This window comes from Paenibacillus sp. FSL R5-0744, assembly GCF_037972555.1.
Lineage (GTDB): Bacteria > Bacillota > Bacilli > Paenibacillales > Paenibacillaceae > Paenibacillus_AQ.
This window is the reverse complement of sequence record NZ_CP150228.1, coordinates 2,164,120-2,177,233: the sequence shown is the minus strand read 5'-3', so window position 1 is coordinate 2,177,233 and position 13,114 is coordinate 2,164,120. Positions and strand designations below refer to the sequence as shown.

Here is a 13,114-nt window from a genome sequence, read left to right as displayed (position 1 = left end):
AAAGAGAAAAGACCGTTTCTCCAAGAAGCCGGTCTTTCCAACTGATTCCATTTAATTTCGTTAGTCCTTAGCCTTTAATTCTAGGAAATCCAAAGGCATACTGCCGAGGAATACTAGGGTCTTGCTGAAGCTCAACTCCAGCCTCCAGCGTCCAATATGGATTTCTCAGCATCCCCCGACCAACTGCAACAAGATCTGCTTCCTCATTCCCAATGACTGCATTAGCAAGAGCAGGTTCATCCAATCTACCTACAGCAATCACCGGTACATTCAAACCATTTTTTATCTCTCTTGCCAAAGGAACTTGATACGCCGCATGTGTTCCTGGCTTGCCAGCAGCCGCGATAGGACCTTCACCACCTGCACTAATATGGAAAATATCTGCGCCAGCTTCTTTATAAGCTTTACTAAATGCCAAGCTTTCTTTAATGCCGTATCCGCCCTCTACATATTCTTGAGCTGAGATACGCATGATCAATGGCATTCCTTCAGGCATTTCACTTTTCGCTGCACGAATGATTTCAGTACCAAACAAGGTCAAATCTTGGCCATATTCATCTGTTCTTTGATTCGTTAATGGTGAATGGAACTGATGAATAAGGTAACCGTGCGCACCATGAAGCTCGATAACATCAAACCCCGCTTGAATCGCACGCTTCACGCCTAACCGGAATTTTTCAACCATACCCTTCACTTCTTCAGTCGTTAGGGCACGTGGTGTTTTGGAGTCAGCATCAAATGGAACGGCAGAAGAGGATACAGGAACTGCTGCATCTTCAGCCTTACGCCCAGCATGAGCAATTTGAATACCTACTTTTGCCCCATAAGCATGACAAGCATCAACAATTCTAGCCAATGCAGGTATTTGCTCATCGGACCAAATGCCAAGGTCAAAATCAGTAATTCGGCCATCAGGCTCTACATCGGTCATTTCAATAATAATTAATCCTGTTCCTCCAATGGCGCGGCTTACGTAATGATTATAATGCCAATCGGTAGCAATTCCGTCCTTGTTAGTCACTGAATACTGACACATCGGAGGCATAACCACGCGGTTCTTCAATTTCAAATCCTTCATTTCATAAGGGGTAAACAAGTTCTTCATGATATCTCTCCTCTTTATAAAAAACTAAATTTATTATGAACATTAAAAACATGTTTTAGCAGAAATTAATTAATGCATGCTCATGCATGTATATTATTATAGAATAACTAAGGTGTCAACCATGAATGTCTCCTGCGGTTTAATAACTCCATGTATTGTTGAAATCTTAGCCCCAAGGTAATATATGGGTATCTATTTTCTTAGAAAGGATGAACTCACAAGTGGACAAAAAGCTTTTACAATCACATAGTATCTTTCCTACCCTGAATATTGAGCGCACCGCTGCTTATTACAATCAGTACTTAGGCTTTCAAGTTGTGCCCTATTTAGATACGGAAGAACCGCATGTTTGCCTCTATCGTGATGATACAGAAATTATCCTTACTCAATCCCAAGGACAAAGGGTTATTCCTAATCGAGAATTGTATGGCTATGGTTACGATGCCTATTTTATTACGAAACAGCAAGAGCAGCTGGAGAAAGAATTCGAAGCGGCTGGTGTTAACATTGTCCGAGCATTAGCCAACACCGACTATAATAACAAGGAATTTGTTATTGAAGATGTTGATGGGCGCTGGATTGCTTTTGGGATTAAAGGATAAAAAAACGGCCCTCGGCCATTTTTCTTATTTTTCAAAAGAGACCTCATAGCTTCTTACCCACACGAACATCCCTTGAAATCCTGTATGCTAGTTTACAGAATTTCATCTCCACTGCCATTGATCACACAGAAATCACTATGATTATAACTAACGAATGTAGAATAAGCATTACCCTGATTCAATAGATGCTCCTGAAAAAAATTAGCGACAAGCTCATTTATCTGATTATGAATCCCACAAGTTCTATGATATAAAGCTTCGTCCTCCTCAAAAAGAGGCATATCACTAAAAGACATATGCGTAGCACCTCGTATTTTCAAAAAAGATTTATATCCTTTCCAATTCCGAAAAAGCTTCTCTTGTCCTTTGATGAAATCATTTGCTATTTTCTCCTGTAAAATAATGCTTAAGGATTCTAAAGCAGAAGCTTTTTGCCTTATTACAAGTAGGGGTACCGTATTATTCTTCACTTCATTCTCAATATATAAATGCATACTTGCATCTAATAAAACTGCGGCTTTAATTCTATCATCTTCCATAGTTAAATCTAATGCAGTAGCACCACCGATTGAATGTCCAACAATGCCAACCTTGTCCATATCAAAACTTTCCATTCTTGAATTCAGATTGGATAGGTGATCTAATACATACTTTATATCCTTTTTTCGAATAGAAATTAAGTGATGTAATTCGCTATAATCTGTAGCCTGTATTGTCCTCATGACCTCTGATTGATTCATAAATTCTCCACTTGGACTAACTGTAAACATGGCTTCATAAGCAGCACTGACGGTTACCACTATAAATTCTCGCTTTACCAGCGCTTGTATATTGTAAATATACATATCTCTATCTAAGCCTAGTGCAGGAGAGTAGATAATGACAGGATAGGATCGTTTAGATTTTTGTTGCAATGCTCCCTCGCTGATTGAGGTAGATAATCCATCTATGATATCCATATTCATTCCAATATCTTCTAGAATTTCTCTTGCATGTTGTTCACAGGGCCGGAAAAGATCCATATATTTCATTTCAGATTCGTTGTTATCGAGCAAACCATCCTTATCCGGATAATAAATACTTATCACGATTTTTCTGGGCTCTGACTCTTCTTGGAACGTACCCTTGCGCGTGTCATCCGTTAATATTTCAACTCTTCGAAAAACTCCCATGGTTCCACTCCATTCCTCCTCGTTCACTATATTTTAATTTATTTTCCTATTTATTGAAATGAATTCTCCATAATGTCCATACTAATGTCGATTGCTATGAATGGAATCAAGTTGAATGAACGGTTATAATACCTAAGTGCAGGTGAATCTTTAAAAAACTCAGGGATGTGGAAACTTTAATGGTGAATAATTCAGCATATACACTTTATTTACGTGAGGATTGGAAGAAGCTAAGCGATTTCACCGCTATCCAATTATCAGAAGAAGAGCTTAGTGATATCCAAAGTATTAACGATAAAATTTCGATTGAGGATGTAAATGAGGTCTATCTTCCTCTATCCCAATTGATACATTTGCAGCTTCAAGCCTCTCATACATTTAAAGATTCTATAAATCACTTTCTTAATAACGATCTTAAAAAAGGTCCATTTATCATAGGCATCGCCGGAAGTGTCGCTGTTGGCAAGAGTACAACCGCTAGACTTCTTCAGAAGCTCCTCTCTCAATTACCTTCTCATCCAAAAGTAGATTTAGTTACAACTGACGGGTTTCTACTTCCCAATGCTGAGCTGGAAAAGCGTGGAATCATGAAGAAAAAGGGATTTCCTGAAAGCTACGACACACGTAGTTTAATTTCATTTTTAACTAAAGTGAAGTCTGGTGTTTCGGGTGTTCAAAGTCCTGTATACTCGCATCTAACTTATGATATCGTGCCAAATGAATGTATTACGATCGAGAACCCGGACATCCTAATTGTTGAAGGATTAAATGTTCTTCAGACTAGTTTGACAATTAATCAAAGTATGCCAAACTATTTTGTATCTGATTTCTTTGATTTTTCAATTTATGTGGATGCTGATGTGAATAATATTGAGAAATGGTATATTGACCGGTTTATTAAGCTTAGAGATACCGCCTTCCAAGATGAGCAATCTTATTTTAAAAAATATGCACAGTTATCACTAGAAGAATCTATCGAGATCTCGAAAAGAATATGGAAAGAAATCAATTTTGAAAATTTGATACACAATATTTTGCCTACCAGAAATCGTGCAGATCTTATACTATTTAAAAATAACAATCATCACATAGATCGCATTAAGCTGCGAAAATAAGAAATTGTTCTCACAAACCAAGTCTCTGATTTGCAGAGCTTGGTTTTTTTATGTGCAAAAAAAATTGGGTGAATATCGTAGGTGTAATGCCTTTATCCTCTTGCCAGGGCAAACGTATACTGTGGTACATTCGTACACTAATGTAGAGAGAGGATAAATCAAATGATCGAAATTGCCTTGGCCTTTCAAGATAAGGATGGAAAGTATGTAGAGCATGCCGGTGTCGTTTTAGCGTCAGTTTTTCATCATACAAGTTCCCCAATCCATGTTCATATTTTACATGATGCCTCTTTAACCGAAGTTAACAAGCGAAAGCTCACCAGATTAACCACTAAACATCAGCATACGATTAGCTTTTATTCGATTACTTTACCCGAAGATATGCTCCAGGTTCTTGCCAATATTAATTCTATCGATATGTGGACACATGCAAGTATGTACCGATTGCTGCTTCCCGCGTTAATTCCTTCTGACAAAATTATTTATCTGGATTGTGATGTATTGGTAAACATAGATATCGCGGAGCTGTGGCAAGTTGAGCTGAATGATAAATATTTAGGGGCAATTTGGGATCAGGGCATTATGGATGTGGCACCTATTGTAAGCGCCAAGGGGCTAAATCCTGAGATTTATTTTAATTCCGGAGTGATCGTATTTGCTTTGAATAATATCCGCCAGAATACGAACTGGTACCAAGAGATGCTGAACTTCTTGCGCACTTTCCCGGATGTCACTATGCCGGATCAGGATGTTCTAAATGCAGTTTTTGGAGCGAATTACCTCCCACTCGATATCCGTTTTAATTCATTTAACATGGCCATCCCAGATCATGACTATAATAATAAAATTGTCCATTTTGCCGGGGATGAGAAATGCTGGAATAAAGATTCCTCAGGGTTTGCGCTGTATCGCAAGTTCCTAAATTTAACCCCTTGGAGAGCTTTTAAAGCCAAATTAAAACGAAGAAGACGGAAGGTCAGCTATGTTAAGCGGCGGTTCATACGAAAAAGTAATAGACGAATCATTTATAAACGTAGAATTAAAATTATTCGCACAAGAATCTCGCCCCTTTCACTGTTCCAATTGAAATTAATTAGAACGATAAGAAGGAGAAAAGGCATTGTAATCAACACAAGAATACAAAACCAACGACGCATTAAACGCTAAAAGGCAGCCCCTATTGAATAGGGGCTCAGTCTCTCGAGAAACCCAAGGCCATCCAGTGAATTGGGTTTCTCGTCATTCTGAAAAACGGCACTCTGCCGTTTTTCTTGAACATGATCGTATAATAAATCCTTTTAGTTCACTTTAGTAAAAAACCATTTCTGAGCATCGCTTCCATTATCCGTCCACTGCTGAACCGCTGCACCGTCTGCCGTTGAGGCTCCGTTTACATCCATGACTAATCCACTCACTTTAGAAATTAGTTTGTAGTATCCACCCCCTACATCTACAATGCTCCACCGCTGAGCGTTGGTACCATTGTCATCCCACTGCTGCAACTGTACACCACTGACGGTTGATGAGTTCGGCACATCCAACACTTTTCCACTATGCACTGCTGTCAGCTTATAGTAGCCGTCTCCCGTACTTTCCACTTTGAATTTCTGATTATTAGCTGTGTAATTGGTCCATTGCTGCATCTTTGCCCCGTTTGCTGTAGAAACATCTATAACGTCGAGAACCTTACCACTAGCCTTATCAGCCAAAGTATAAATCCCGCCACTCACGATGCTTGAGTTAGGCGTAGTCTGATACACACGTACGTAATCAACCAGCATTTGTGCAGGGAAAGCAGTTGAACCGTTTGGTCCTCCAGGCCAATCCCCACCCACTGCAAGGTTTAGCAGAATGAAGAAAGGTTTCTGGAATTCCTCCGTATTTCCAGTTCCGTTCTCGATATAAAAAGCATTATATTGGTTGCCATCAACAAACCATTTAATATAATTCGTATCCCATTCTACGCTGTACACATGGTACTGAGAGAAATCAAGATTACCGGAAACCTGACCATAACTAGCATGCCCATTGGCATCCCAGTGTACCGTCCCATTAACAGAAGCATTATTGTTCACATGCTCCATAATGTCCGTTTCCCCAGAATTCGGCCAACCCACCGAATCAATATTCGATCCCAGCATCCAAAACGCCGGCCAGAGTCCTTGGCCTGAAGGCAGCTTGATTCTAGCTTCGATTTTTCCATAGGTAAAACTTTTAAGTCCCTGTGTTTTGATCCGTGCAGAGGTATAATTCATTCCTCCATACGATTCTTTTTGCGCTGTTATTGCTAGATTGCCACCTGTTACCTGCAGGTTCTGTGGACGACTGGTATAATACTGAAGCTCATGGTTTCCCCAACCGTCGATACCCGTGCCGATTTCAGCCGACCAATTATTAGTATTCAGAGAATTCCCGTCAAATTCATCGCTCCATACCAGATTCCAGTTCGAGGCTGCACTTGAATGACCAGTAGGCACTAGAGCAATCATAAGTGTGAACAGCAGAAATAGACTTAGCATTTTTCCTTTTCTCAACATCGTCGTCTCCTCCTAATAAATGAAAAAATTATAGGACACAGAAATGCTTAAGACGATATCTGCCCAGAGTCAGCCCAATGGAATCACCTCTTTGATCTTATTGATTTCATTGCACGGCGCGCTCGCACATTTGAAACCGGTTTCGTTTTTGGATAAAATAAGACGCTATCCCTAGAACCAGCTATTACAGCCAGAGTCAGGTTAACGCATCACTTCATTTGCAGTGTACGTCTTCTCTATCCGTAATATGCCAAGATTTCAACCTTACTTATGTACTTTAATCCCATAGCCACTTCCTAGTTTACCTCCTGCAATTAAAAAGGCTTTTGCACGCCGTTGCAGTTGGGTGTTCTCTTCGTACTCTTGAGGGGTCATACTTAGTTTACTAAATATTCTTTCTTCTGCTTCCTTGGAACTTTTATCGACTTCATAAATGTAGAACCGACTTTGAAACTGAATAATGTTCGATTCTGGGTTCATGATCTCACTTAATTCCGGATCAAGCAGCCATGAATGACAAATAAACACTGGAGTTATACCTCTAAAAAAAACTCTGGCTAACTGAAAGGATTCCTCGACACTTTGAACGGATAAAGGCTCTCCCGCTGGAATGTGCACATTAAGCACGATTTGATTGGTAAAGATTTTACAACCATCAACAACTAAATCGCGGTCCATCGCAAAAGGTTGAAATTGCATTCTTCCCAAACGAAATAAACGAAGCTGAACATGCTCTTGCAGCCAGTTATATTCTTCAATACCATATTCACCGTAATCACGTAGACATTGCATGCACCAGATCTGAATATCTGAGAATGTATCATAATAGATCTCATCCTCAATGTTACGAATACGATACTCTTCATAAGCATCTACTGCGAATCTCACAAATAAATATAATAGTTGCTTTCGATAGCCCTCCGATGCTTTCACAGATTCAAAAAAAGAAAATCTGTCAAAATAAAAATGTTGTTTATAAACTAGATATTCATCCTCTTTCATCTGAAACTCATAAACCTGCTGTCTAGCCGCTGGATCAAGCTTTATCCCTTCACACAATGCTCTGATGTTCACTAGAAAACCTCCCTATTTCCTATGGATACAGCACACCACTTGTAAAAACTCATAAAATATAACAAAGAAACGGCATTTCTGCCGTTTCTTTGTTATATGGATGGCCAAGGCTCGGAGCCTGTTTTACTCCAATCCATGTTCCTTACGGATGTTATACATACCTTGAACAAGCAGCTCGGAAGGATCCCGATTCAATTGCAAGTGCGTTAACAATAAATGCAGTGGGAACGCACAAACGTTATTCCCATCGCTTATCGCTGGAAATCCAGCCTCGAAAACCGGACCTAGTTTTTCGTTCCAAGCTAGACCAACATGTACATCTTCTGGCGCAAATTCTTCGGTAATTTCTTTTATACATTGCGGAACTAATACATTGTCTATGATCGCTTTAGCTTCTTCTTCACTTGAAGGCGGTTTTGGAAGCGTTTTGCCTCCCTCAATCTTCATCAGATCAACAAAGAATGAAGCCATCCATGCTGCAGGATCCTTACCCGATTGGAATCTTGCAATCAATTCACGCAGAAAAAAGCCACAAGAATAGACATGGTCTAACTCAGACTTTACGTGAAAAACAAAAACCGGGCCGTAGGCCTCCATATTCAACACTTGTCCTTCAACGTCTTGAAAGTGCACTCTCAAAGCTACGAGACCGTTATGGTGAACAGCCATCACTAGCTTATTCATATCCTCCTCAGACATTTCTGGATCATTGGTTATTTCCTCGTTCTCGTTTAATGTTTCTTCGTTCTCATTTGTTATCTCATTGGTCATTTTAAATTCCCTCCCGCTCCTATCATACCATCTAGTGAATTGAACTGACACTTTAATAATAGACAAATTCCTACCAGTTGAGGAGAAAATAAATAAACGGCATCTCTGCCGTTTATTTATGGGGCAACTCTTACTTAAGTCACATCCATTATTTTCTTCACTACTATACTGGTTAATTGTTTGATATCCCCAGGATCTAACTTGTAAGCAGAAGTAGCTTTCCGTGTCGGTTTAGGATTTGTCGATATTAAGTCAGCGATATACAGATCTATAAATACAACGGGATCAGCCCCAGTTCTTTTCCTGAGTTCGCCTGGTACCTTCGTGTTGGGTCCGTCCGCTCCGCCACTGATTGAAATAAAACCATACTTGTTCGGATTTGTTTTCAAATGCTTTAAATAGGGTCGGAGTGGTGTGGCCACTTGCCCCATCCAGATCGGCCCGAAAAAGAGGATCAAATCATACTTCACTAATACATTAGGTGATGGCTGTACCAACGGTATCCTGCTGAAAATCATATCCATTGTAATGGAACTCAATGTCCGCGGCTTGGATTCAGAAATCTGAAAATATTCAGATGACAGTTCTTTAGCCACACTGCCAGCTAATGCATCATTGTTGCCTGTGAATGAATACGATATGACTGCAATGTTCATCTTAGCCCTCCTGAAACGAATTATTTCGTCTTTGCTTGCTCCAGTGCATTTTCTAGTGCCTTAAGATGTGCTTTAGAGGTAAGCGTTGCCCCACTAATAACGTCTACCTGAAGGGATTGTGATTCAATCACATGTCTAAACAAATCACCAATGCTTATCCCCCCCTTCATTTTCAGCAGATTTCCATTTTTATCTAAAGCGCCTTTGAGTATTTTAATATCTAAAATTTGACCCTCAGATATTGATGCCTGAACCTTGGTATCTCTGGAATGATCCTTTGTGCCGATATATTCTCCCACATAGGTTCCATCACGCAGCTTTTGAAAATCAATGACGTCGATAGTAAGCTTCTGAACTTCACGCCTCCCTGAAGCGCTTAAGAGAATCCCTCCCCATACGATGACTACAATCACGACGAAGATGATCAGTATAACCATCCACATTGAGATCTTCCTTTTACTACTTACAACAATGTTCATTCGCATGCCCCTCTTCTCAGTTTTTGAATGAATATTATATTATTCATTCATTTTAAGGGATAAAAAAACTGCCTCATTCGTTCTATTTGGGGCAGTCTGTAAGACCCTTCATGATTAGTTCCATCATATAGTCCAGTAATTGTGGAAAGAACTCCAGTCCTATTTCTTCCTTGTGGGTCTCCACATTGATCATGGCGGCGAAGACCATCATAATCATTTTGCTGTCCATATCGCTTCGCATCTTGCCTTCGGTTTGCCATTGCTGCACAATTTCATGGAAGCTGTCATATAAGAAATCGTTCACCTGAATGCCGGTTTCTTCTCGATAAAGCTGTTCGATTTTCCCAAAAACACTTTTGTTGTACCATTCCTTTAGAATGGGGTTCGATATTATGCCTTCCACATTGAGTGCCATCATCTGCCGAATTACAATCACAGGGCTTTGGGTCATGTCAAGGGATTCCATACAGTTTTTTTTGAGTTTCGCATTTTCTTCAAGAAAGATATCCATAAAAAGCTTTTCCTTAGAAGGATAATAATTGTAAAAGGTTCCTATAGCTATTCCAGCTTTTTTTGTAATGTCCGAGACATTCGTATCCTTAAAACCTTTATTGCTAAATATCTCTTTCCCACAATCATAAATCTTTGTTTTTTTATCTTCCACTTTCCGCATCTCCATGAATGAATAATTATTTTTTCATTCATATCATAATGTCAAAAGTTGGATGTGTCAATGCAAAACTTATTTGTTATCTTTTCGTTCATTGAGCGACAATAAAATAAAAAAACGGCATCTCTGCCGTTTTCCCGATAGTTACAGAAACTTATAGTTTCATGAGATCCTCTTAATCCATCAGGTACAGATCCCCGAAGGCATTAACATCCTTCGAAGAACCTATGCCACTATTGTATTCCAGCCAGCCTCTACGCCCCTCGCCGTCATTATCATTGACCAGCAGCGAAAACTTAAGCTTCATTCCTTGCTTCACCTGCGTAATGTCATGGCTCAGTTCACGCCAGGGTATGGCTAATTCGTAGCTGGTTGTTGAATCTGAACGACTCACCGCATACTTTAGCTCTAGGGCATCATTTATATTGAATCCCATTGGGGTTAGCCAGCGCCACTTGAGTAAATTCCCTGCATTTCCCCGAGCCACACCTAGTTCATGATACTCCGAGGGTACCGTTCCGTCTAAGTTTGCAATACCAATCCCAATCTGAATGCTGTCCCCACTCCAAATGGCATCGCCTGATGCCGACTGTTCATGCTTGTTATCTATAACTTCTACCCCTAGATAAAGGTTATCCTCGTCCCAAGTTAAGGAACCAGTCGCACTGATATCCTGCTCACCTTGCCAACCATTGATTTTGATATCCTTCACATCAAAGCGAGCCAGATCACTCCAATCTGATAGGTTACCATTGATTTCAATGGGCTTACTGAGTTTTGGCAACAACAGTGCGTTAAAGGAATCTAACGTCGTCTGCAATAGATTACCTATGTCATTATAAGATTTAAGCGTCCGTTGTCCTCTAGCAAGCTCAGGAATCTCTAACCGGACACTCTTTCCTGATTCCAGATTCTCCACAATGGCGTTGTAGGTCCCCTGAGTAGAACGTCCTGTTTCATAATCGGCTTCCACTGAACCATTGAAATTGTTCGTAGACTGATTAGTAACATCCATATGAGTTTTTAATTCCTTGGCAGCTTCATCATAAAATGTCTCATATTTCACCGTCAGCGGGTCGATTACGTTAACATTGACAGCGAAGCTCATTGCCGTTTTAGGATCTTCGCCTCGTGAGACAAACAGTGTATCGTTTCCTCGTACCAAGCCATCCGGAACCTGTATCCGAAGTCTATCTTCTTCCTCCTGTTCACGAAGTATCCAGCCCTCAGGCAAATCGATGTTCATCGACTCCTTCGCAGGAATGCGATAGGCGTCAGGCAGCTTAATATCAAAGGCGTCGCCGGAAGCAATCGAAATTCCGGAATCTTCTGGCAGCTTTGCAAGATCAGAACTATTCATGACATTCCATAGAAAATGTGTTGTCGTCTCCATAATTTCATCGATGTATTTATCATTCTTGTAGTCATGTCCGACACCTTCCATGGTGAGTAGATTATGATACACCCCCTTCTCTTTCAGCTGTTCGGCCAATTCAACACTTTGCTGGTACGGCACCAGTTTGTCTATCGTTCCATGAATGATGAGGACCGGCGGCAGCTTACTGTCCGCACTTTTCGTCAGATCACCGCCATAAATATCAACAATAGAAAATACAGATTTAATGATGGAAGGATCCTGTGATACATATTGATTGACAAAGTTTATGGCTAGATGTCCCCCCGCCGAATCACCACCGATAACAATACGGCTTGCATCCATCCCGTAAATCTCTGCGTTATCGTTGATCCATTTAATCACATCGGTTATATCTTCATAAGCGTCATTAAGTGTGCGGCTGAAATTAGTAAATGGATCTTTTTTCAGCCTATAATCAACGGACAATACAGCATATCCTCGCTTCGCCAATCCCGTAGAAAAGTCTGCTGCATCGTTCTTATTCCCTTCTGTATAACCACCACCGTGAATGAAAATAAATACAGGCCTCTTCTCGTTATTATCGCCAGACGGCTCGTACAGATCGAGTTTCAGCGGTTCTAGAGCATCTGTCTCATTCTTCTTGCTCGCATACAAAATATCTCCTTTCACTGTAACCTTATAAGCGGGAGTCAAGTACTGAACCGAAATTTGTCCGTTATTGACAGTAACTTTAGCCGCTGATGTACTACTGTCAGTAGTAATCACGTTAGTCACTTCTTTTCCTTCCTTTTCTAAAGCGCTCTTATTCTCTTGGTTATGCAGTAACAACCAGGAACCTAGAACGATTACTAGGATCGTAAGAACGTAAATAAGCCTACGCTTCATTATGACAACCTCCCAGAATGATTTTGGATTTGAAAAAGTAATATAATTCCAATATCATCATTCTAGAATTCAAGGCATCGTTTAACAATTATGTATTCCTTCGTGAATTAGGTTTAATATTACGAACTTTTAGTGAACAAGAAAGCGTATAATTAAGTAGAATCGGCTTAGTCATAGAAACAGATAGAGGAGGACATTACAATCATGAAGTTGAGCATGAATTGGGTAACGCTTAGGGTGCGCGATCTGGAGGCTTCCCTTGATTTTTATAACCGGATTCTGGGGCTTCCCATTGACCGCAGATTTGAGAGTAGAGGAAAACAAATTGTTATGTTAGGCACGGTGGATCAGCCCAAAATCGAGCTTATTCAGGGTAGTGATCCGGCACTGAAGCCGGAATGCGGCGTTTCTGTTGGTTTCGAAGTGGAATCGCTCGACGATGCCATTACGTATTTGAAAAGCCAAGGCATCCCCGTCGCACGTGGACCGATCACACCAAATCCCCATCTGCGATTCTTATATATACTGGACCCAGACGGCTTCGAGGTACAGTTAGCGGAGCATAGCTAGGCTAGCACTCTTCAAGCAAAAAAAGGAAGTGTCCGAAAAGCCATGAAATGGCTGCGGTGACACTTCCTTTTTTTTGATTATATCTGCTAATTTGTTATGG

13 protein-coding genes are annotated in these 13,114 nt (G+C 40.4%); 4 read left to right on the top strand and 9 right to left on the bottom strand.

Annotated features, from left to right (window positions below):
• Positions 1-67: 67 nt before the first annotated feature.
• Positions 68-1,105 carry an NADH:flavin oxidoreductase/NADH oxidase gene (locus tag MKY19_RS09310; protein ID WP_339802183.1) on the bottom strand — a complete coding sequence of 346 codons (1,038 nt, stop codon included), beginning with the start codon at positions 1,103-1,105 and terminating at the stop codon, positions 68-70.
• A gap of 221 nt (positions 1,106-1,326) precedes the next feature.
• Between MKY19_RS09310 and MKY19_RS09305 the strand changes: the two genes are divergently transcribed.
• Positions 1,327-1,707 (top strand): VOC family protein, encoded by a 381-nt coding sequence (locus MKY19_RS09305; protein WP_042186616.1) that lies wholly within the window; start codon positions 1,327-1,329, stop codon positions 1,705-1,707.
• Positions 1,708-1,799: 92 nt separating this feature from the next.
• Here the strand turns inward: MKY19_RS09305 and MKY19_RS09300 are convergent, their stop codons facing one another.
• Positions 1,800-2,906 carry an acyl-CoA thioester hydrolase/BAAT C-terminal domain-containing protein gene (locus MKY19_RS09300; protein ID WP_339802180.1) on the bottom strand — a complete coding sequence of 369 codons (1,107 nt, stop codon included), beginning with the start codon at positions 2,904-2,906 and terminating at the stop codon, positions 1,800-1,802.
• A gap of 152 nt (positions 2,907-3,058) precedes the next feature.
• Here MKY19_RS09300 and coaA point away from each other — a divergent pair, with 152 nt between their 5' ends.
• Both coaA and MKY19_RS09290 read left to right on the top strand, forming a co-directional pair.
• Positions 3,059-3,994: a type I pantothenate kinase gene (gene coaA, locus MKY19_RS09295; RefSeq protein ID WP_339802178.1), complete on the top strand. Its 936-nt coding sequence runs from the start codon at positions 3,059-3,061 to the stop codon at positions 3,992-3,994.
• A gap of 162 nt (positions 3,995-4,156) precedes the next feature.
• Positions 4,157-5,161 (top strand): glycosyltransferase family 8 protein, encoded by a 1,005-nt coding sequence (locus MKY19_RS09290; protein ID WP_339802175.1) that lies wholly within the window; start codon positions 4,157-4,159, stop codon positions 5,159-5,161.
• 131 nt (positions 5,162-5,292) lie between these two features.
• Here the strand turns inward: MKY19_RS09290 and MKY19_RS09285 are convergent, their stop codons facing one another.
• The 7 genes from MKY19_RS09285 to MKY19_RS09255 form a co-directional block, all read right to left on the bottom strand.
• A complete protein-coding gene (locus MKY19_RS09285; protein WP_339802172.1) occupies positions 5,293-6,531 on the bottom strand; it encodes an RICIN domain-containing protein in 1,239 nt (412 codons plus the stop codon).
• A 264-nt stretch (positions 6,532-6,795) separates the two neighbouring features.
• Positions 6,796-7,605: an acyltransferase domain-containing protein gene (locus tag MKY19_RS09280; RefSeq protein ID WP_339802170.1), complete on the bottom strand. Its 810-nt coding sequence runs from the start codon at positions 7,603-7,605 to the stop codon at positions 6,796-6,798.
• A gap of 123 nt (positions 7,606-7,728) precedes the next feature.
• The gene (locus MKY19_RS09275; protein ID WP_042186601.1) at positions 7,729-8,376 is read right to left on the bottom strand and encodes a hypothetical protein; all 648 of its coding nucleotides are present in this window, start codon (positions 8,374-8,376) and stop codon (positions 7,729-7,731) included.
• Positions 8,377-8,510: 134 nt separating this feature from the next.
• Complete coding sequence (locus MKY19_RS09270) at positions 8,511-9,032, bottom strand: hypothetical protein (RefSeq protein WP_076283284.1); 522 nt, start codon at positions 9,030-9,032, stop codon at positions 8,511-8,513.
• Positions 9,033-9,052: 20 nt separating this feature from the next.
• Positions 9,053-9,511 carry an FMN-binding protein gene (locus MKY19_RS09265; protein ID WP_339802165.1) on the bottom strand — a complete coding sequence of 153 codons (459 nt, stop codon included), beginning with the start codon at positions 9,509-9,511 and terminating at the stop codon, positions 9,053-9,055.
• 82 nt (positions 9,512-9,593) lie between these two features.
• Positions 9,594-10,190, bottom strand: a complete 597-nt coding sequence (locus MKY19_RS09260) for a TetR/AcrR family transcriptional regulator (protein WP_339802162.1) — start codon at positions 10,188-10,190, stop codon at positions 9,594-9,596.
• Between the two features lie 166 nt (positions 10,191-10,356).
• Positions 10,357-12,444, bottom strand: a complete 2,088-nt coding sequence (locus MKY19_RS09255; protein ID WP_339802158.1) for an alpha/beta hydrolase fold domain-containing protein — start codon at positions 12,442-12,444, stop codon at positions 10,357-10,359.
• 204 nt (positions 12,445-12,648) lie between these two features.
• Between MKY19_RS09255 and MKY19_RS09250 the strand changes: the two genes are divergently transcribed.
• Positions 12,649-13,014 carry a VOC family protein gene (locus MKY19_RS09250; protein ID WP_339802156.1) on the top strand — a complete coding sequence of 122 codons (366 nt, stop codon included), beginning with the start codon at positions 12,649-12,651 and terminating at the stop codon, positions 13,012-13,014.
• The last annotated feature ends 100 nt before the right edge of the window (positions 13,015-13,114 follow it).

Excerpts from the sequence above, each read along its gene's own strand:
- MKY19_RS09310 (WP_339802183.1), bottom strand. The coding sequence starts at position 1,105 with ATGAAGAACTTGTTTACCCCTTATGAAATGAAGGATTTGAAATTGAAG.
- coaA (WP_339802178.1), top strand. The coding sequence starts at position 3,059 with ATGGTGAATAATTCAGCATATACACTTTATTTACGTGAGGATTGGAAG.
- MKY19_RS09290 (WP_339802175.1), top strand. The coding sequence starts at position 4,157 with ATGATCGAAATTGCCTTGGCCTTTCAAGATAAGGATGGAAAGTATGTA.
- MKY19_RS09285 (WP_339802172.1), bottom strand. The coding sequence starts at position 6,531 with ATGTTGAGAAAAGGAAAAATGCTAAGTCTATTTCTGCTGTTCACACTT.
- MKY19_RS09275 (WP_042186601.1), bottom strand. The coding sequence starts at position 8,376 with ATGACCAATGAGATAACAAATGAGAACGAAGAAACATTAAACGAGAAC.
- MKY19_RS09270 (WP_076283284.1), bottom strand. The coding sequence starts at position 9,032 with ATGAACATTGCAGTCATATCGTATTCATTCACAGGCAACAATGATGCA.
- MKY19_RS09265 (WP_339802165.1), bottom strand. The coding sequence starts at position 9,511 with ATGAACATTGTTGTAAGTAGTAAAAGGAAGATCTCAATGTGGATGGTT.
- MKY19_RS09260 (WP_339802162.1), bottom strand. The coding sequence starts at position 10,190 with ATGGAGATGCGGAAAGTGGAAGATAAAAAAACAAAGATTTATGATTGT.
- MKY19_RS09255 (WP_339802158.1), bottom strand. The coding sequence starts at position 12,444 with ATGAAGCGTAGGCTTATTTACGTTCTTACGATCCTAGTAATCGTTCTA.
- MKY19_RS09250 (WP_339802156.1), top strand. The coding sequence starts at position 12,649 with ATGAAGTTGAGCATGAATTGGGTAACGCTTAGGGTGCGCGATCTGGAG.